At 41.3% G+C, this 19,514-nt stretch carries 21 protein-coding genes, 2 pseudogenes and 1 riboswitch; of the genes and pseudogenes, 6 read left to right on the top strand and 17 right to left on the bottom strand.

Features of this window, described 5'->3' with window-relative positions:
- Positions 1-13 precede the first annotated feature (13 nt).
- From atpH to ACTNC0_RS13250, 5 genes are all read right to left on the bottom strand, one after another.
- Positions 14-517, bottom strand: coding sequence for an ATP synthase F1 subunit delta (gene atpH / locus ACTNC0_RS13270; protein ID WP_173705191.1), 504 nt, complete (start codon positions 515-517; stop codon positions 14-16).
- Positions 498-998 (bottom strand): F0F1 ATP synthase subunit B, encoded by a 501-nt coding sequence (gene atpF, locus ACTNC0_RS13265; RefSeq protein ID WP_441035852.1) that lies wholly within the window; start codon positions 996-998, stop codon positions 498-500. The genes atpH and atpF overlap by 20 nt, the downstream gene beginning before the upstream one ends.
- Before the next feature lie 39 nt (positions 999-1,037).
- The gene (atpE, locus tag ACTNC0_RS13260) at positions 1,038-1,256 is read right to left on the bottom strand and encodes an ATP synthase F0 subunit C (RefSeq protein WP_019160512.1); all 219 of its coding nucleotides are present in this window, start codon (positions 1,254-1,256) and stop codon (positions 1,038-1,040) included.
- A 296-nt stretch (positions 1,257-1,552) separates the two neighbouring features.
- The gene (locus ACTNC0_RS13255) at positions 1,553-2,215 is read right to left on the bottom strand and encodes a F0F1 ATP synthase subunit A (RefSeq protein WP_441087739.1); all 663 of its coding nucleotides are present in this window, start codon (positions 2,213-2,215) and stop codon (positions 1,553-1,555) included.
- Between the two features lie 16 nt (positions 2,216-2,231).
- Entirely contained in the window at positions 2,232-2,381 is a 150-nt protein-coding gene (locus tag ACTNC0_RS13250; RefSeq protein WP_441087738.1) for a hypothetical protein, read from the bottom strand.
- A gap of 467 nt (positions 2,382-2,848) precedes the next feature.
- On the opposite strand from ACTNC0_RS13250, the gene ACTNC0_RS13245 reads away from it, so the two are divergent.
- Positions 2,849-3,481, top strand: coding sequence for an SGNH/GDSL hydrolase family protein (locus tag ACTNC0_RS13245; RefSeq protein WP_441087737.1), 633 nt, complete (start codon positions 2,849-2,851; stop codon positions 3,479-3,481).
- Between the two features lie 197 nt (positions 3,482-3,678).
- A complete protein-coding gene (locus tag ACTNC0_RS13240) occupies positions 3,679-4,455 on the top strand; it encodes a GNAT family N-acetyltransferase (protein ID WP_441087736.1) in 777 nt (258 codons plus the stop codon).
- Between the two features lie 251 nt (positions 4,456-4,706).
- On the opposite strand, the gene ACTNC0_RS13235 is transcribed toward ACTNC0_RS13240, so the two are convergent.
- Positions 4,707-5,267 (bottom strand): folate family ECF transporter S component, encoded by a 561-nt coding sequence (locus tag ACTNC0_RS13235; RefSeq protein WP_441087735.1) that lies wholly within the window; start codon positions 5,265-5,267, stop codon positions 4,707-4,709.
- An 87-nt stretch (positions 5,268-5,354) separates the two neighbouring features.
- Positions 5,355-5,460, bottom strand: a riboswitch (THF riboswitch).
- Between the two features lie 538 nt (positions 5,461-5,998).
- On the opposite strand from ACTNC0_RS13235, the gene ACTNC0_RS13230 reads away from it, so the two are divergent.
- On the top strand, positions 5,999-7,177 hold the full coding sequence (locus ACTNC0_RS13230; RefSeq protein WP_441087733.1) for a hypothetical protein: 1,179 nt from the start codon (positions 5,999-6,001) through the stop codon (positions 7,175-7,177).
- Positions 7,178-7,400: 223 nt separating this feature from the next.
- Here ACTNC0_RS13230 and ACTNC0_RS13225 read toward each other — a convergent pair whose 3' ends face one another.
- Both ACTNC0_RS13225 and ACTNC0_RS13220 read right to left on the bottom strand, forming a co-directional pair.
- On the bottom strand, positions 7,401-8,294 hold the full coding sequence (locus ACTNC0_RS13225; protein ID WP_441087732.1) for an amidohydrolase family protein: 894 nt from the start codon (positions 8,292-8,294) through the stop codon (positions 7,401-7,403).
- Between the two features lie 312 nt (positions 8,295-8,606).
- Positions 8,607-9,758 carry an alanyl-tRNA editing protein gene (locus ACTNC0_RS13220; protein WP_441087731.1) on the bottom strand — a complete coding sequence of 384 codons (1,152 nt, stop codon included), beginning with the start codon at positions 9,756-9,758 and terminating at the stop codon, positions 8,607-8,609.
- Positions 9,759-10,225: 467 nt separating this feature from the next.
- Between ACTNC0_RS13220 and ACTNC0_RS13215 the strand changes: the two genes are divergently transcribed.
- Genes ACTNC0_RS13215 through ACTNC0_RS13205 form a run of 3 tightly spaced genes read left to right on the top strand, consistent with a single transcriptional unit; the run spans position 10,226 to position 11,996 of the window.
- Complete coding sequence (locus ACTNC0_RS13215; RefSeq protein ID WP_173742669.1) at positions 10,226-10,732, top strand: RNA polymerase sigma factor; 507 nt, start codon at positions 10,226-10,228, stop codon at positions 10,730-10,732.
- Positions 10,733-11,227 (top strand): hypothetical protein, encoded by a 495-nt coding sequence (locus ACTNC0_RS13210; RefSeq protein WP_055059449.1) that lies wholly within the window; start codon positions 10,733-10,735, stop codon positions 11,225-11,227.
- A gap of 4 nt (positions 11,228-11,231) precedes the next feature.
- On the top strand, positions 11,232-11,996 hold the full coding sequence (locus ACTNC0_RS13205) for a hypothetical protein (protein ID WP_368261686.1): 765 nt from the start codon (positions 11,232-11,234) through the stop codon (positions 11,994-11,996).
- Between the two features lie 63 nt (positions 11,997-12,059).
- On the opposite strand, the gene ACTNC0_RS13200 is transcribed toward ACTNC0_RS13205, so the two are convergent.
- From ACTNC0_RS13200 to ACTNC0_RS13160, 9 genes and pseudogenes are all read right to left on the bottom strand, one after another.
- Positions 12,060-13,028 (bottom strand): biotin--[acetyl-CoA-carboxylase] ligase, encoded by a 969-nt coding sequence (locus tag ACTNC0_RS13200; protein ID WP_441087730.1) that lies wholly within the window; start codon positions 13,026-13,028, stop codon positions 12,060-12,062.
- A gap of 226 nt (positions 13,029-13,254) precedes the next feature.
- Complete coding sequence (locus tag ACTNC0_RS13195) at positions 13,255-13,479, bottom strand: hypothetical protein (RefSeq protein WP_117845097.1); 225 nt, start codon at positions 13,477-13,479, stop codon at positions 13,255-13,257.
- 204 nt (positions 13,480-13,683) lie between these two features.
- On the bottom strand, positions 13,684-14,376 hold the full coding sequence (locus ACTNC0_RS13190; RefSeq protein ID WP_117846338.1) for an LrgB family protein: 693 nt from the start codon (positions 14,374-14,376) through the stop codon (positions 13,684-13,686).
- The gene (locus ACTNC0_RS13185) at positions 14,373-14,741 is read right to left on the bottom strand and encodes a CidA/LrgA family protein (protein ID WP_117846337.1); all 369 of its coding nucleotides are present in this window, start codon (positions 14,739-14,741) and stop codon (positions 14,373-14,375) included. Before ACTNC0_RS13185 ends, ACTNC0_RS13190 begins: the two co-directional genes overlap by 4 nt.
- A 154-nt stretch (positions 14,742-14,895) precedes the next feature.
- Entirely contained in the window at positions 14,896-15,363 is a 468-nt protein-coding gene (locus tag ACTNC0_RS13180; protein ID WP_441087729.1) for a hypothetical protein, read from the bottom strand.
- A gap of 251 nt (positions 15,364-15,614) precedes the next feature.
- Positions 15,615-16,556, bottom strand: coding sequence for a type I phosphomannose isomerase catalytic subunit (locus ACTNC0_RS13175; RefSeq protein WP_441087728.1), 942 nt, complete (start codon positions 16,554-16,556; stop codon positions 15,615-15,617).
- Positions 16,557-16,642: 86 nt separating this feature from the next.
- Positions 16,643-17,668: pseudogene (locus ACTNC0_RS13170) on the bottom strand (phospho-sugar mutase); the annotation flags it as partial.
- Positions 17,648-18,177 (bottom strand): annotated as a pseudogene (locus tag ACTNC0_RS13165) (glycosidase); the annotation flags it as partial. The pseudogenes ACTNC0_RS13165 and ACTNC0_RS13170, both read right to left, overlap by 21 nt.
- The gene (locus tag ACTNC0_RS13160) at positions 18,167-19,345 is read right to left on the bottom strand and encodes an AGE family epimerase/isomerase (protein WP_441087727.1); all 1,179 of its coding nucleotides are present in this window, start codon (positions 19,343-19,345) and stop codon (positions 18,167-18,169) included. The pseudogene ACTNC0_RS13165 and the gene ACTNC0_RS13160, both read right to left, overlap by 11 nt.
- Positions 19,346-19,514: the final 169 nt, after the last annotated feature.

Raw genomic sequence — 19,514 nt, 5'->3', positions numbered from 1 at the left:
AGCCAACTTTTATTCACCTCCGTGTCAATTTCTGTCTTAAATTATTATAACGTCCGCGGAGACTCCAGTCGAACTCTTTGTCTCCGGCAGAAAGAATGAAGCCTCCGATCAAAGATTTGTCTTCTCTGAGAGTAAGGATTACTTCCTTTGCTCCGAATTCCCTGCGAAGGAAATCTTCCATCTTCTCTTTCTGGGCTTCTTCCGGTTTTGTTACATATGTGAGAACAGCTTTCAGGATTCCTTTCTGTTTACGGCTGTAATCGCCGTATGCTTCCAGGATATCATAAATGCTGCTGATTTTCTGATATTTACAGGTTACCTTCAGGAAATTTTTCATCTCCTGTGGGAATACCCTGTCAATTACATGTTCTTTTTCTTTTAAAGAAACCAGCGGATTCTCAAGAGCACCCTTTAACTGCGGGGTACTCCTGAAAATCTTTTCTGTCTCCAAAACAGCTTCTTCCGGGACAGAAAGCTCATATAATGCTTTTGCATAATTAATGCTTGTTTCCGTCATTGGAATCACCTGCCTCTTTTATAAACTGGTCATAAAGGGACAAATCCTGCTGACTGCTGTTTTTCTCTCCCATGATCTTTGAGGCTGCATCCAGCGCGATCTCTGCCACTCTGCTTTCCATAGCTTTCATAGCATTTTCCTGCTCTGTCTTAATATCTGCCTTTGCTTTGTCAAGCATTGCGCCGGCCTGTGTATTTGCATCTTTTACAATACGCTCAGCCTGTACTTTTGCCTCATCCTTTGCTGCATTTACAATACGCATGGATTCGTCTTTCGCAGATTTCAGTGCATCTTCATATTTACCTTTCAGTTCATATGCCTGTTCTTCTGTATCCTTGGCACTTGCGAACTGCTGGTCGATCATGTTTTTTCTCTGCTCCATCACATTGAGGATCGGACCAAATAAGAACTTTTTCATTAAAAGATAAAGAACAATCAGGTTAATAATCGTAAAGACCACGTTGATATTAATTTCAATCACAGGTCCCACCTGCCTTTCTACTTATTCTTTATCCATCAATTAGCCAAGCATGATAACGATCAGAAGACCGATAACGAAACCGTAAATAGCTGTTGCCTCGGCAAGGGCACATCCTAAAAGAAGTGCTTTACTGATCTTGCTTTCTGCTTCCGGCTGTCTTGCGATTGCTTCTACTGCTTTGGATGTTGCCATACCAATACCAATACCTGCTCCGATACCTGTCATAACTGCGATTGCTGCTCCGATAGCTACTAACATAACTTTTTTCCTCCTGTTGTTTCAATAAATTGAATGAATGATGTCAAGGACAAAATATTGCCCGTAACCTGATATTACAGATCTTTCTTCGTAATGTGCTATCCTGCCGATATCCTAATGAACCACCTGATGCCTGTACTATAGGTGTCTGTAACAACGGATATGATACCGTTATGGTCCACCCGAATATCCGGACAGCTTTTTGGGGGTACTGCTCATAACTGCTGTCTCATACTTTATGTCTCGTATCTTATGTCCCGTATGTGATGTCATAATCCTGTATGAACAGTAAGCTTTTATTCAATAGCTTCTTTGATAAATAAAGAAGTTAAGAATACAAATACATAGGCCTGAATGAATCCGTCAAAGAAATCAAAATACAGGCTGAATGGAATAGGAAGAATTGCCGGGCATATAAACTCAAGAAGTTTCATAACCACATAGCTTCCTAATACATTACCAAAAAGTCGCATACAAAGTGATGTAGGACGAATGGCGATCTCCAGAATATTGATCGGCAGCATAACCGGTGAAGGCTCTGCAAAGCTTTTAATAAATCCTTTCAGACCTTTCTTATGAAATCCTGCATACTCGATCAGAAAAATACTTGTAAGCGCAAGACCAATCGTACAGTTTAAATCCTTTGTAGGCGGTACAAATCCAAACACACCGAAAATGTTTGCAATTCCAATGTAAATGACAACTGTCATCAGATAGGGAATATATATTTTTCCTTCTTCTCCAAGGATATCCTTAAAGAAGTTATGGAGAAAACCAACTCCTGATTCCAATAAAAGCTGTTTCTTACCAGGGTTTTCCACACTTAGATTTCGCACAAGCACCAATGACAAAATTAAAAGCACTGCCATGATGATCCATGTCACTGCTACTGATTCTGCAATTGGTATTCCACCAAACACCGGTATGGTAAAAACTGTCTTACACTGAAGTTCCTCCATTAACGTGCTTGCTAAATTACCCGTTTCTTTTCCCCTCCTTTTCTATTTCGAATCCCTCTGATTCCTTTTCACTTCTTCCATTTTGAGGTCCGTCTTTGTTGTTTCTGTTCTTATCGGAAAGCCTGAAAAGTATCTTTTTATCCGGTAGAAATTTTATTCCATCCACATCCGCTAAGGATTGGGATTCATCCGGATGATCATATTTAAAATTTATAATTTGTTTATAAATTCTTTAAGAGATTCAAGATTTTGAGTTTATTATATTCGAATCTGTTAAAAAGTCAACAATCATTTTGACCATTTCCGACAAAAATAGCTCTGTTTTTTGTGCATTCTATCCAATTATTTTTGACTAAAAATCTATTTTCACAGTTTTTCCAAGGCATTTTCACGAAAAAATGGTATTTTTCATTGACCGAACTGTAAGCTGATGATATTATTTTATATAGTTTTTATATAAATTTTATATTCCCAAACTTACCAATCTATATATTGGTAATACCATTTCGTAATTAAGCGGATATATACGATTGAGTCAGAAAACTTACTTGATGCAGTTAAAATCACAATATATCTATAGCAATTCCAGGAAATAATACAATTGCTATAGTACTATACAGGAGGAATTATTTTATGCAGATCATTTGTCTCGGAGACAGCATCACAGACTGTAATCATTTATTCGAAGATTTCCCTCTGGGAAACGGATATGTACAGATGCTTTCTGAAATGTCCCAGAAACATACTATAAATATATCTGGTACAATGCAATTCAAAAATTACGGCATTGATGGATTCACTGTAGCAAGAGTTCTGGAAAATGTCAGACTGCAAAGAATTCCCCTGTACCGCTCTCCCGTTATAACCCTTCTAATCGGTATTAATGATATCGGTATGATGATGAATACTGACCGCACAGAAATCCAGAAACAGCAGATGATGCAGGATTTTTCTTTACACTATGAACAGCTGCTCCAATTACTGACCGAAAATGCCAGACAGGTGATTCTCATGGAACCGTTTATCTTTCCTCATCCCGAAGAATATCAGGCATGGATTCCTTACGTCCGAACCATGTCCACTCATATTCAACAGCTCTCCGAAAAGTTCAATCTGCCTTTTCTGCCATTACATGATTACTTTAATAATGAAGCAATTCAAAAGGGATTTGACCAGATTACTACTGATGGCATTCACCTTACTCGATATGGACACAAATTACTTGCTACTCTGTTGTATGAAGTAATAATAAAAGAGTTCCACTGACCATTTAATTTCGATGATCATATGACACTCTCTTCTATTCATAGCAATTTCAAAACTGTTTTTTCATCTACTTTTAATCCTTTTGAAATCATAGATCTTCATGCAAACAACCTTGCACATTTTTTTCAAACTCTGTATAATTCAAAAAAGACACTTCAGTATATAAGTATCTTATCGAAAGGAGTCATCCTTATTATATGGAAACTACAATTAAGCAAATTGAAGATATGTCCCTGAATGCCTGGCCTTCTCACAAGATGGAACTGTATGATGGCTGGATTCTGAGATTTTCCTATTTTTATACACACAGAACTAACAGCGTAGAGCAGTTTGGAAATTCCACTCTCACATGGAGAGAAAAAATCCCTTACTGCGAAAGCGTCTACAAACGCCTGGGAACTCCTGCTGTTTTTAAAATCAGCCCCCTTGTTTCCCCGGACTTTGATTATGTCCTGGAGAACCGCGGATATGCAATCCAACATACAACAAACGTCATGGCAATGAGTTTGAAAACAGCACATCTGGAGGCACCATATCCTGACGTGACTTTCTGCGATAACATTCCTTCCGAATGGATTGAAAGTCTGTTCCGTTTAAAGAACACCACAAATTCGATTCACCGAAAGGTCGTTCCATCCATGTATCAGGCCATCCTAAAAGAAACGATCTGCGCTTCTATCCGTATAGACGGGCAGATTATTGCAACCGGACTTGGAATTCTGGATCGTGATTATATAGGTATCTACGCTATCCACGTCAAAGAAGAATACCGCAAGCACGGCTATGCACGCCAGATCTGCACCGGACTTCTGAAAGAGGGGATGAAAAAAGGTGCGCAGAATGCTTACCTTCAGGTCGTTGAAGGAAATGATACTGCCCGGGCACTTTATAAATCTCTTGGATTTCACCAGCTTTATACCTACTGGTTCCGCGTGCAGCCGGATGAAAATGGGAATTTCCCACCTGAGAAATAAATGAAAGTACAAAAATAAATCCGATGATATTCTCAAATCAAAGAAGCCCGCTATAAAGCAGTTTCGTTTATCTGCTCCACAGCGGGCTTCTTTATCTTCACTTTTTTCTTTTTCGGGGAATCGATTGATATGTAATTAACATAGTTCGCGCATGCTATGTTATCTTATCAGTCCATCATTCAAGTCTTATTCTGTTACCATCTTTTCTGATTTCAACAAATCCATCATTTGGCTCTCTGCCTTCACCTTATTTATACGGTTTTCTTCTTTAATACTGCCGGTGCCACATTACCAACAACCATTGCTGTCAGCGGGCTGAAGTACAGCAGACAGGTCAGTACACAGTAGATTGGAATCATAATTGCAAACTGTACCAGTCTTCCCGGCATAATTGCATAGAAGTTGTAACCAAGCATGATTACAAGACCAGCTGTTGTAAATACCAGAGAGCTGAGAACTGCAGTTACTACGATAGATACACAGATACCAACTGTCTTTCCTGTTTTCTTTCTGTTTGCAAAGAATGGTTTTGCAAGAGCAGGAAGCACACCCCAGAGGATTGCTGCAACTGTGATAAACGGGTTTACCGCATAACCTTTCATGAAACATCCAATAATATCTGCACATAATCCACAGACACCGCCGGCTACCGGACCAAGCCACAGACCAGCAAGGATTGTACATACACTTCCCACAGAAATACGGTACGCACCAAGATCAATGACCAGAACTCGTGTGAGTACCAGATGCATGGCGATCAGAAGAGCCATGAACACCAATGTTTTTACGTTCCAATATTGTTTTTTCTGCATAATAAAAACACCTCCATAATGTGTTTAAAAAAATAGAGTAGTTACATAAATAATAATCCCTCCACATTATGAGATGTCCTCACATGTAGCAACGGGTGCGGAAATTATATCGTAAGCAGCTCGCTTTTCCGCTTTTCGTTTCACGGCGACTCCCCAGCCTGTGAACACTTGACGCATAAAATCCTACTTCGCTATTATTTATTTATCGAAATTATAACACAATTCCTAAAAATTACAATATATTTTCCGTTATTATTTTCACAAATTTGAATGCTGCTTTTTGTTCATTCTATACGAATACTCTGCTTTTTTTACTTGAGAGTATTGCTGCAAACACTCATAAGTCTATGAATAAAACAATCACATATACTAATACTATAACATTATGCAGCAGTCCGGCATCTTCAGCAATGAGAAATTACATGAATACAGATATTCCATCCCGGTCTGCTATAATCATGGAGGTAAAAAAATGTCAGAAATATGCAAAAATAACTGCCAAAATCCTTATAATATATGTTATGATAATTACCTGAATACCAACGCCTGTACGGAATGTACCGGCCTGATATGCACTCCTGCCAAAGACAATGACGAATGGGAAAGCTACCGGAAAATTTTTGATTTTATCCCCGAACCGCCGGAAAGCAATATCCCTCCCTGTAAATAATTATTGCATACGGCAGGAATCATGTCCAAACGAATGATTTATCGGAGGTCCTGTCTATACTATGAAAAAACTGCTTGCTGCATGTGTCTGTGCCGGTCTTAGCTTCTCTATTGCCGGATGCAGCCCTGGAACTGTACTGGAACAATTTACATCTACCGGAGATACATCCGTCCGGGAACTCACTTCTTCATCTGATACCACAACTACAACTGAAGCCAAAGACCGCGTTTATATGGATGAGCTCTCAGGCATCTTGCAGGATTTTTCCGGAAGTCAGCTCATCCTGAATACAGACAGTGCCTCTTATGTATTTAATGTTTCTAATGCTACATTGGAATGTAAAGGCGGAATGATCACCGGTGACGAAATCAGTATTATTTATGAAGGGCAGCTCTCCGGTACAGATACCAGCAGCGTGCATGTTCTGAAAGTCGTGGATGAATATCACAAAAAGAATAAACTAAAGAAAAGAACTGCTCATGGACAGGTTATCTCCCTGACCCCCAATACAATTACCATAAAATCAAAAAAAGGCAAAACTGCCACATACCCGATTACTGGAACCGAACAATATTATCAAAACGGAATCAAGACCGGAAACTGGGTTTACCTGACATTCAAAGGTAAATTTCCAGACACTTCCGATGACGTTTCCGCATCCCTGAATGCAAGCCATCTGAAAGTACTCAGTATCTCCGATCTGGAAAACTTGCAGATTCCTGATCCGACACCAACTCCGGCTCCGAGTGTTACATTAACTCCTGAACAGATTGCCAATACCGAAAAACAATTTCTGGCAACTATACAAGGAGTAAACGCAAACATCCTCCAGATTCTTCCAGCCGGAAGCGATACCGCTTTCAACCTTGATATGTCTGCGATACCCGCTTACTTCAAAGGTGGGATTGCACCTGGCTCTCACGTAAATGTTACCTATATCGGGGACTTGCAGACCAATTCTCTTGAAGCAGTCCGTATCATTGCCGTAACCGGTGAGGATCCTGATACCATTGACAATAAACATATTTCCTTTACCGCATCCGGTACGATCATTGGCAGCACCGCCAATACTATCACTTTACAGACAGATGACGGGGCTGTAGATACTTTTCGCATCGAAAATGCTGAAAACCTCACCGAAGGAGGTATGGAATACGGGGATTATGTCCGCGTTACCTTCCATCCTTCCAAGTCAAAATCTTCCAATATTTATACCGCTGTTAAAGTGCAGGATTACTGAAAAATAAAACCGTAGCAAATACTCTCAGGTCAAGCGGATATTCGCAATCCGCTTCGCTACTTGCTCATAACCGAATAACTGCTTCGCAGTTTATCAGAAGGAGCTTGCACTCCTCCTGATACAAGCAAGTCCCCACCCACTGCTTATTGCTTTTCGCAATTGAAGCAAGGGACTTACTTGATTCGGTTAAATTCCGAGAATATATGCTACGGTCTATTTTATTCTATCTGCAAAATTTCTTCTGGATTTCCATTTCGCCTTCCATCAGCCATTGATAAGCCTTTTCTTCATTTCCCAGAATCTGCACAAATGCCTGCATTTCATCCTGAATCCCCTGTCCATGAAGAACTCGGTAAGCTCCTGCATCACTTCCCGGCGCTACCTTCACACCAAACCTAAATGCTTTTCGCACATTTTCTTCTGCTGTCTCAATAATTGGTCTTAAAACCTCATCCGCATACCGCCCGTCACCAAGAAGATTTCTCACAGTAACCAGAGTAGGCACCCACACAGTATGGCTCTCAGATAACATGGTAAGACTTTCTTCATTCATATAATTTCCATGCTCCAGACTGTCCACCCCAGCCTCCACCGCTGCCTGCACACCATAAGTTCCATTGGTATGGGACATCACAGCCATACCTTCCTCATGCGCAATATGTACCATTTCCTTTACTTCCGCCGCATCCAACGGTGTTCCGGTAATCGCTCCATGCGCATTAAAATCCAGTAGTCCTGTCGTCATGATCTTAATAAAATCCGCACTCTGCTCTTTCGCTTCCAGCACACGTTTATGAAATTCCGGCATCGTAGAAAAGCTTTTCCCGACAATTGAACCATAATGACCCTCTTTATGAATAGCAAACACAGGCGTCCGATAATCAATGCCATACTCCGGTGCAAGTTCCTTCGCCCGCGCCGAAACTCCAAGGGCATCTCCACCATCACGCACAAAAGTAATACCTCTGTCCTGATATATTTTCAAATGTTCCCTTATCACATTGTCATCCGGTCCATTCCTATGCAGATCAATCGCATGGCGGTAATTCACACCGTCCATGATTATATGCGCATGACATTCTCCAAACATTTCTCTCGTTCCTCTGCTCTCATTCATTTTGCTGCTTCCATTCATTTTTCCATTTAGCACACAGATTCATTTGTCAGTCAATCGGATATTCGCAATCCGCTTTCGCTACTTGCTCATAACCGAATAACTGCTCCGCAGTTTATCAGGAGGGGCTTGTACCCCTCCTGATACAAGCAAGTCCCACCCACTGCTTATTGCTTCTCGCAATTGAAGCAGAGGACTTACTTGATTCGGTTAAAGTCTACTTTCATCCAATATATCTCTATTGTTAATGCTCACAACAACTGAAGCAAGAAATCTTACAACACATTGGATAAATAGACATATTCTATAGCTTCTTCATTTCTCAAAGAAACTGCGAATTTCCTTCTCTGTTGCCTGCACAGATCCCTGTACAAAGAATGGCTTACCGCCACCTCTGCCATTTAATGCAGCATTCATTTCCTTTGTATACTGGCGCAGATCTCCGTCAATCTCACCCATCGCATACTTGTAGCTTCCATCCTCATTTCTGGAAAATACCGCACAGCATCCCTGACAGGTATTCATCACCGCATCTGCAAGCTTACGAACAGAATCTGCCTCCAGCCCTTCTTTAAAAATCAAGACACTTCCTGCGCCTTCCCACTTCTTCGCCTCTGCCTGGAACATATCCTCCTCCATACGGGCAACCTGTCCCTTCAGGCGGAAGTTCTCATCCTGCAGACGCTGTACCGCATCTGCTGTTCTGTCCATCTTTGCAGAAAGCTTCATGGAAACCTGATGATTCTGCTCATTCACCATATTCAAATAATCCAGAACACGTTTACCGCAGATCATCTCCATACGAATACCATCATGGAATTTCACTACAGAGAGAAGCTTCACCATTCCGATCTCACCTGTATGAGTTACGTGAGTACCACAGCAGGCGCATACGTCTACTCCAGGGAATGTCACAATACGAACCTGTCCTGTCAGTTCCTTTTTACTTCTGTAATCAATAGTCTTCAGTTCCTCAGCAGTCGGATAAGTGATCACTACTTCCTTATCCTCCCATATCTTCCGATTTACTTCCTGTTCAATTTCTGCAAGCTGCGCATCATCCAGCATACCATTCAGATCTACAGTGATCACATCGCTTCCCATATGGAAACCTACATTATCATAACCATACTTCTCATGGATAATACCGCTGACCATATGCTCACCGGAATGCTGCTGCATCAGGTCAAAACGACGCGCCCAGTCAATCTTTCCTTCAACCTTCGCACCCACTTCCAGAGCCTTATCAGTATAATGAAGTAATTCTCCATCTTTCTCATGAACCTCTGTCACCTTTGCATCCCCCAGTGTTCCCACATCACTTGGCTGACCGCCACCCTCCGGATAAAAAGCACTCTCATCCAGAATCACAGTGAAACCTTTCTTACGCTCCCTGCACTCCAGAACTGTCGCGGTAAATTCTTTTTTATACACATCCTCATAATATAAACGTCTTGTTTCTGTCATGACCTGTCTCTCCTTGTTAATCTGTCATATTACCCGCATTATCTTCCATATAAACATAAATGCTGTATTTCATTTCAATCAAGTATAGACTAAATCAGAAGGCTTCGCAAGACTGTCACTTAGAGATATTTTTTATAAAAATCCATTGATTAAAACAGCCAATCACCAGCGCAGAAAAATAGTTTGTTTTGGGTGCATTTGCAGGATGCTTAGATATTCTTAGTTATCAAAAAACTGCGTTATGAGAAATCAGAGACACTGTTTGAGCGAAGCGAGTTTGGCTCTGATTTCTCATGGTTTTAGCAGCTTTTTGATGACTTAGAATATCTTAGCGTCCGAAACCGCACCCAAAACAAACTATTTTTCTGCGCGTCCCTTATCAAAAGATTTTTTATATTCCTCAATATCTGAATCCATTCTCCCCTCTCCTGCGTTATAATTAAATGAACAGGGAAAAGGAGACAGTAATGATCACAGAAAAGCAATATCTGGAATATCTGATTAAGCAATACCAGAACTTAATATATTCGATCTGCCTGAAATCTATCGGCAATCCATTTGATGCCGAAGATCTTACTCAGGAAGTATTTCTGTCTGCCTATAAAAACCTGTCCCGTTTTGACGGCACTTATGAAAAAGCCTGGCTAAGCAAGATTGCTGTCCGAAAATGCCTGGACTATCTGAAAGCAGCCGGGCGGCGAAGTATTCCAACAGAAGACACCTACTTTTCCCAGATTCCGGACCGGCAATCCTCTCCCGAGGATGAATACATGAAAGCTGCATCCAATACTCATGTAGAAGCATTGTGCATGCAGCTGAAAAGTCCCTACAAAGAAGTCGCTTACGCACATTTCTGCAGGGAACTGTCAGTACCTGAAATTGCACAACAGACAGGAAAAAATCCGAAAACAGTTCAGACACAGCTCTATCGAGCAAGGGCAATGCTGAAAAAAATGCTTGAAAGGGGTGATTAGATGCATATTAATAAGAAGGATTTAATAGAATTTGACAACGGAAATATGAACACGCAGGAAGTCATTGAGTTTCTGTCACATCTTGATCACTGCGATTTCTGTCTGGATCAGATGATGGAACAGGAAGACAGCAGTACGGATACTGCTCCCTCCTATCTGATGGAACAGATTCTGGACAAAGCAGACTCCGGTGAAGTGCAGCTTGCCCGGGCAGCAAATAAAGCATCCCGCAAAATCCGGCTGCTCCATTACAGTCTTCAGACTGCTGCCGGTGTGATGGTTGCCCTGCTGCTTTTATTCAGTATCCCGAACCTGGATTTCACTTCCTTACATCAGGATACTTTCTCTCAGACAGACAGAATATTACCTGAGCATGAAAACGGCAGGCTCTACCAGTTCACCAGAGAACTCGGACAGAACATTGGTGATGGCACCGGTTCTTTTATAAAATATATCAGTGATTTTTCCGGCAAATTAATGAATGGAGGCAAATAAAAGTATGCAAAAACAAAAACGTGGATTCTGGCTTTTTATCTTCTCCCTGATTCCAGGCGCAGGAGAAATGTACATGGGATTCAAAAAACAGGGCATCAGTATTATGTTCTTATTCTGGGGTGTCTTTGCCATCGGAGCATGTACCGGAATGGACTGGCTTGTGTTCCTGATTCCGATCATATGGTTCTACAGTTTCTTTAATGTGCACAATCTGAAGTCTCTTTCTGAGGAAGAATTTTACTCCATAGAAGATTCCTATGTCCTTCATATGGATGAACTGGCAGGAGATATCAGTTCTCTGCTCAAACATCACGGAAAGATAACTGCGATTCTGCTGATTTTCCTTGGTGCTTCTATTCTGTGGAACACTCTGGTAGATTTCCTCTATATGATCTTACCCGGATATCTGGCTGATGTTATCGGCAGATTCACATATCATCTGCCGCAGCTTGTGATTGCAGCTGCTATCATTTTTGCAGGGATTTATATTCTCACCCGCAAGAAAGATGCACTGGATGAAGAACAGCCTGACAGCTTTACTGAGGAAGAACATTACTGGACACCTTATCGTCCGTATCAGCAGAATGTTCCGAATATGACAACTGACGCAGTTAAAAATACCACAGACACAGTAAATCCTGATTGCTGTACAGATATCGATGTCACGGATACCGCAAACAATAAAAGCCCGGTTTCTCTGAAAAAAGATTCTGCCGCCGAAGTGTCCCAGAAGGATGCTTCATCACAAACAACAAATTCTGAATCATGACACAAAATGGGATTGTCACATCAAGGAATCTACCTTCATGTAACAATCCCATTTTTATTATTCTCACATGGATACCGAAACTTCTCCAAAGGACAATATTGTCTCCTGTCCATCCTCTTCCCGTACTTTCAGCCGTCCGTCCCTGCATATCTCCAACGCAAATGCCTGCCTGGAAGAGGTTCCGTCTGTAATTGTGATCTGATGTCCCGGGATCATGTTATGTGTCACATAATCCGGAGATAGTTTCAGATCTGCTGTCTCTTTTCGCAGCTCGTTCACAATCATTGCTGTCAATTGATTACGGTCTGTCCGTTCTGCATCTTCTTTTGTCTCATAAAGAGCTCCAGCTATACTTCTTAATTTCTGCGGCAGTTTCTCCTGATCCAGGTAGAGGTTCAATCCTATACCAACTACCACAAACTCAATATTTCCACTTTCAAAATCTGTGACAGCCTCTGTGAGGATTCCACAGACTTTCTTTCCTTTATAGAACAGATCATTAACCCATTTAATATCAAGCTGGATTCCACAGATCTGCGCAACGGCTCTGTAGACTGCCACTGCTGCCGCTGTTGTGATCAGCAGACTGTCATGTATGGTTCCCTGCGGCTTCAGGATCACACTCATGTAAAGACCTGCATCTGTAGGAGAATAGAATTCCCGGCCTCTGCGCCCCCTGCCTGCAGTCTGGCTCCTGGCAATGACAAATGCTCCATGTCCGGCCTCTCCCATCATAGCTTCTTTCTTGGCAGTCTGGTTTGTGGACTCCAGTTCATCGTAAATATCTACCTTAACCTCAGGATCATCCAGAAACAGGCGGATTCCCTCCTGCGACAGACGGTTCGTATCTTTCGCAAGCATATATCCTTTATTCGGTCCTGCTTCTATATGATACCCTTCTTCCCGGAGTGCTTTCACTGCTTTCCACACTGCTGCTCTGGTACATCCCAGTTCTCCGGCAATACGCTCTCCCGATAGTACCTCACCCTTATTCTTCTCTAACATTTCCAAAAGACTTGATTTTACGGTCATCTTTACCCCTTTTACACTAGTTATGATATATCAATCATACCATCTTGAAAGTCTTTTGTCTAATAATTACTTCTTGTAGAATTTTTATGTTACTGGGCACGGAGTGAACAGCAACATTTTTATCATTCACATGCCATAATATCCTGCGGGATAGTAATATATGAACATTACAATCTACTTTTTATAAGTCAATTAAGTGTTCCTGTCAGACAGACCAAACATTTTATTAATTATCCGTCAATAACGCCACCACCCCCGCATATAACACCATAAATCCCATAAATAAAGCAATCATATCCGTAGAATGAAAATCAATATTAAAAATCATTCCACCTGCAATGATCAATTCTACTGTCACAATCAGTCCCAGAATAACGGCCATTGTTTTAGAAAGTTTACGGTTTGCTTTTTTTCTTCTCATTCCCTGTGTGGTATTTGCTGTATTTGTCATAATTTGTCTCCTCCTTGATTATATCGAACATATTTTCCGAACATATATTCGGTTTTGTTATATAATACCACACACTGTTCGAAAATGGAAGAGTTTTTTCGAACATTTGTTTTGTTAATTAATTCAAAAAGAAGACTACCACGCTGCTTGGTTAAATGTTGCTTTCTGCATGATAGCCTTCTTTATTTTCTACTTTATTTATTTTTACATAAACTGTGCAAATACAGATGCTCCTACAACTGTAAGCAAACCTGCAACCGCAATAGCAAGGCTACTCATGGCGCCTTCTATCTCGCCAAGTTCCATTGCCTTTGCAGTACCAATGGCATGTGAGGAAGTTCCAAGTGCAAGTCCTTTGGCAATTGGTTCTTCGATATGTGCCAGTTTGATCACTGTCTCTGCGACCATATTTCCAAGAACACCTGTAATGATGATAACTGCAACTGTAATTGTCACGATACCACCCAGTTCCTCTGAAACACCCATTCCGATTGCAGTAGTAATAGACTTCGGAAGAAGTGTCACATACTGCTCATGGCTCAGTCTGAACAGCTTTGCAAGAATCAGCACGCTGACCAGACTGGCAAGTACACCGGAAACAATTCCAATGACAACAGCTTTCAGGTTCTTTTTCAGAAGTTCCATCTGCTGATACAGCGGAACTGCCAGGCAGACCGTCGCAGGTGTGAGCAGATAGCTGATATACTGACCGCTCTGATTATAAGTATCATAATCTATATGCAATAAGCAAAGTACTGCGATCACTGCGATGATCGAAATCAAAAGTGGATTAAAAATCGCCATCTTAAATTTTCTTTTTAAAAGAAGTCCCACCTCATATGCAATCAGGCTGAGCGCCGCGCCAAAAAATATTGAGTTACTCATAAAGTTTGTCATGATTTCTTCTGTCCTTTCTTTCTGTCCATACGAATAACTGCCTGAGTGACACGTCCTGTCACAATCATTACCACAACTGTGGTGATCACAACGATTAAAATGATTGGCACACATACAGGTTTTAATACTCCCCAGGCTGTCAGAAGTCCGACACCTGCCGGAATAAACATAACCGGCATGATCTCTATGAGAAATTCAGCTGCTTCTTTTACCTGATCTAATTTGATAATATGAGTTAACAATGCGATCAGCATGATCACCAGTCCATACACACTTGCCGGTACAGGAAGCGGGATCAGAACATGTAATGCCTCTCCCATTGCGGATATCAGTAAAATAATCCAGAATTGTCTTACGTATTTCATTTTCAGTCTCCTCTAATTTCGTTCTTGCTGATGTAGCATGGACGATTTCTCCGTCCACTCCACTTTGCAGAACATTCATCACCACTGTTTCTGGTACAAGTACATCATTTTTGAATAACCGTACCTGGTTCTACGGCACTGAACATCCCAAAAGTTACTGAACTGCCACAGGTTTCATCAGTTCGTTTACCTTATCTTCATACTCCTGTGTTTCCTCCAGAGATGCCCTTCCGGTTCTCTGAATTTTCGTCACACCCGGGTACTGTCCCGGAAAAGATTCCAGCATGATCCCATCGCCGTATATTTTTACTTTATCCCCATTTTCCAATACATCATCAGAAATTAATTTTCCCTTTTTATTGTAAATACCTTCTGCCGGTACTTTTGCATCGAAGATCGTACCATTGTTCAGATCTACAAAAAGTCCGTTTTTCAGAAATTCTCCTGTCTCGATATAGATTGCGGATATCGCGTTTGCTTCCTGCTCCTGCTCTTCCTCTTTTACGATCCGTGCCTGCTTTCCGACCATATTCCAGAAAGCTCCTCCCATCACTGCGAAGATGGCAACCAGAACAACCATACCAATAATGAACTTCCAGTCTCGTTCTTTCTTTTCCTTCAAATATTCAACTCCTTTATATTGGTCTAACCAATTACGATTTGTTACGTTTTCTAATTATAACGTATCCTCTGTAAATTGCAAGGCTGATTCCGCCTAAAATCCCTTTGTTTAGCATTATATATGGAAATGTTTTGTAAAAAATACAAAAAAGGTTCCCACAGAATTTTTTTATTTTCTGCAGAAACCTTTTTCATAATCTTATCCGCTGTCACAGACATTATCCAAACTTACAAGCTTTTCACATATTCAAATTACACAGTAGTGATCAATGCCTCCATATCACCTTCCAGTTCATATTCACCGGAACCTGCTGTGATAAAGATGCTGTCACCTTTCTTCACTTCCATTGTCTCTCCGCTTGCAGTAACTTTGCCCGCTCCACTCATGACCAGTACACTTACAAAGGAAGTTCCGTCTGCTTCCCCTGTCAGTTTCTTTCTTCTCAAGCCATCCAGAACCACTTTATCTACTGTGAAATATTCGCAGGATGCAACATGCGGTCCGAAATCTCTGTTCTTAGCTGCCGGCTCACGTTTGGTTACCTGAAGAGCTTTCTCTACATGAAGTTCTCTTTCTTTTCCGTCCGGTCCCTTGCGTCCGTAATCGTAAACACGATAAGTAACATTGGAATTCTGCTGAATCTCAGCGATCAGGCTTCCCTCTCCGATTGCATGAATGGTGCCCGGATCAATGAAAAGTACATCACCCTTATGAATCATAACTTTGTTCAGGACTTCCGGTAAAGTGTGGTTGTGGATACGTTCTTCGAACTCTTCCTCAGAAACTTCTCTTGCAAATCCGTAGAAAAGGCTTGCACCCTCTTCAGCATCCATAACATACCACATTTCCGTCTTACCATACTGTCCTTCATTCTTCAGCGCGTATGTATTGTCAGGGTGTACCTGAATAGACAAATCTTTCTTTGCATCAATAAATTTGATCAGAACCGGGAACTGCTCAAAAGACTGGCAGTCTGTTCCCAGAATCTCTTTGCCATTCTCATCAATATACTGCTGAAGAGTTTTTCCTGCACTCTCCCCATTTACAATATAACTTGGTCCGTCCGGATGACAGGAAAGTTCCCAGGATTCTGCCAGAGGATCTTTGTCATATTCGATTCCGAATTCTGTTCTTAATCTTGTGCCGCCCCATAGATAATCTTTGCAGCTTGGTTTTAATTTCAAAATTGCCACTTGAAAAATCCCTCCATTTATTTTCAGACACGCCTGAGAATAATTCTCCTGCGTGCCTTAATTGAAATAAAAACTTTTTCTTTCTATTATAGTTCTACAACAGCCTTGGATAATGCTTCCAGTTTCTCTGTCGCATCCTGTGCATCTGCACCTTTTACGCCTGCATAATATTTGATCTTCGGCTCTGTTCCGGAAGGTCTTACGCAGAACCATGCGCCATCTTCCAGCTCAAAGTACAGAACATTGGATTCCGGAAGTGACAGTACAGAAGTCTCTCCTGTTGCGATATCTGTGCAAACGCTCTTCTTGTAATCTTCCAGGGCAGTTACCTTGAATGGACCAACCTCTTTCGGAATCTCATTTCTCAGCGCATCCATCAGACCGTCAATCTTCGCTTTTCCTTCTAATCCCTGGGATGTCTGGAAGAAAAGGCTTTCTTTATAGAAACCATATTTCTGGTACAGATTCTGCATCTGCTCGCAGAGTGTGATTCCTTTTGATTTATAATAAGCTGCTGTCTCACAGAGAGCCATAACAGCCACAACTGCGTCTTTATCTCTCGCATGAGTTCCTTCCAGGCAGCCATAGCTTTCTTCATATCCAAAGAGGAATTCATGATCCTGATTCTGCTCAAAGAATTTGATCTGCTCTCCGATATATTTGAATCCTGTCAGAGTTTCAATCAGCTCTACATTGTATTCCTTTGCAATCGCTCTTGCCATTTTTCCGGAAACAATCGTTGTCACAACTGCACCATTTTCCGGAAGCTTGCCAAGTTCTTTTCTCTGTGAAAGGAGATATTCCAGAATCAGCATTCCGGACATATTTCCTGTAAAACTTTCATACTCTCCGGTCTTTTCATTCTTCGCATAGATTCCAAGTCTGTCTGCATCAGGATCAGTAGCCAGAACGATATCTGCGTCTACTTCCTTCGCAAGTTTCAGAGCCAGTGTAAATGCATTCTTATCTTCCGGATTCGGATAGCTTACTGTCGGGAAATCTCCGTCAGGAAGTTCCTGCTCTTTGATTGCTTCCGGACGAAGAGCCAGTTTCTTAAGAGCTTCCATGTATTTGTCATCAATCTCTTCACCGATCACTTCATAAAGATCTGCTGCTGTATTTCTTACACCGTGAGCAATGTTGATCCAGCATTTCTTTCCGCGGATCGGCACTGCACCTGCACCGTTTTTGGATTCTGTCAATGTATGATAAATTCTCTTGCTGATGATTTTTTCTTCATCGATCACTGCATGCTCAATATCGTCACAAAGACCAAATCCGATTCCTCCGTCGCTTCCGGTTTCAATGAATCCATCCATCGGACGTGTGTAGAATGCATATTTGCCATTTACAAATTCCGGATGAAGAACTACGTTTCTCTGCTGCGGAGAATGAAGTGTTTTCAGATTGTCAAGACGTTCCCATGTCTTAAGGTCTTTTGTTCTTACGATACCGGCCTCGGATTTAAATCATATCTCCACTCAACCGGTGCAAACTCTCTTGTCAGTACCGGATATTCATAACGGTCATAAATTCCATTGTAAAAGTCTGTTTTCTAATTTTTTCTTGCGATCAGTCTGTCAACTTTCGCCTTCTCAACATAATACTGTTTATTCAGCATCTTTCATCCTCCTTATAACTTCCATACACATACGTCCATTGTGATACGGGCATTTCCATGGTTCTACGATCGGTTCATCTGCCGGTGTATGGTCTTCGTTTACATACCAGAACCACTCAGATCCGTTTCTCGGATCGATCACATAGGTTTTAATATAATTCCATACATCCTCAGCGGCCTGAAGATATTCTTTCTTCTGCGGATTTCTCTGATAACCGTTTAAGAAACCAACCACTGTCTCTGCCTGTACCCACCAGACTCTCTTCGTATCATTCACACCGTTCTCACACTCATTCATCAGAGAATGATCTACATATGCTCTGTTGTAAATATTTTCAACGATCTGTGCAGTGATCGGTGCGATCTTCGCTGTATATTTCTCATCATCCAATACTTCAAGGCCTCTGTCCATCAGCCAGGATGTCTCAATGTCATGTCCATAAGAATACAGATCGATCAGGCTGTTCCATGTTCTGTCAAAGAATACTTCCTGTCTTCCAAGTTCTTTGTTGTAAACCTTGTCTGCAAAAATATCCATCATGAAACGAAGTCTGTCGCCTGTTCTCTCGTCTTTTGTCACGCGGTAAAACTCTGTATATGCTTCAAAAACATGAAGAAGTGTGTTCATTGTTTTCTCTGCGATAACACCATTTTCAGAAAGCTTATCGTTCTCTTCCGGCTCAAATTTACGGTTGAATGCTTCCAGATATCCATACTCATCCGTACATCTGTCTTCAATCACATTCTGAAGTCCTCTTGCAATCTCCAGTGCTTCTTCATTTCCCGTCGCATCATAATAGGAAGAAAGAGCATAGATTGCAAATGCCTGATTGTATGTATGCTTGGTAGTATCTGCCGGTTTCCCGTCATAAGTAACAGACCAGAATACACCGCCAAATTCTCTGTCCAGGCATTTATCTCTTAAGAATGCATATGCGTGATCCGCATCAGCTTTTAAGTTCTCCTGTCCCAGAGTCATATAGGCATTGGCAAAGAACCAGAGGATTCTGCTGTTTAAGATACAGCCTTTTTCATAATCCTTCTGTACAGCCAGATCATAGCCCATATATCCGTAATATCCGCCGTTTTCTTCATCCCTTAAATTCTCCCAGAATGGGATGAGCTTCTGGGTTAATTCTTCCTCAATTTCCTTTGCAAACGTACCCATTTCTTTCCTCATTTAGATTTTCTGTAATCCTGAAATACCCCCGGCGGGGCAAAACGCCGGGGGTATAAGAATTAAGTTACTCAAACTTCCCACACCAATAAGGTGTGCTGAACCTTGAAAATCCAATATTTCAGCCAATAAAAAAGGCATAAATACAATCCTTTGGTAT

The organism is Blautia sp. HCP3S3_B11 (genome assembly GCF_052064435.1).
GTDB lineage: Bacteria > Bacillota > Clostridia > Lachnospirales > Lachnospiraceae > Blautia_A.
Note: the sequence above shows the minus strand (reverse complement) of the source record. Positions and strands in the feature narration are given on the sequence as shown.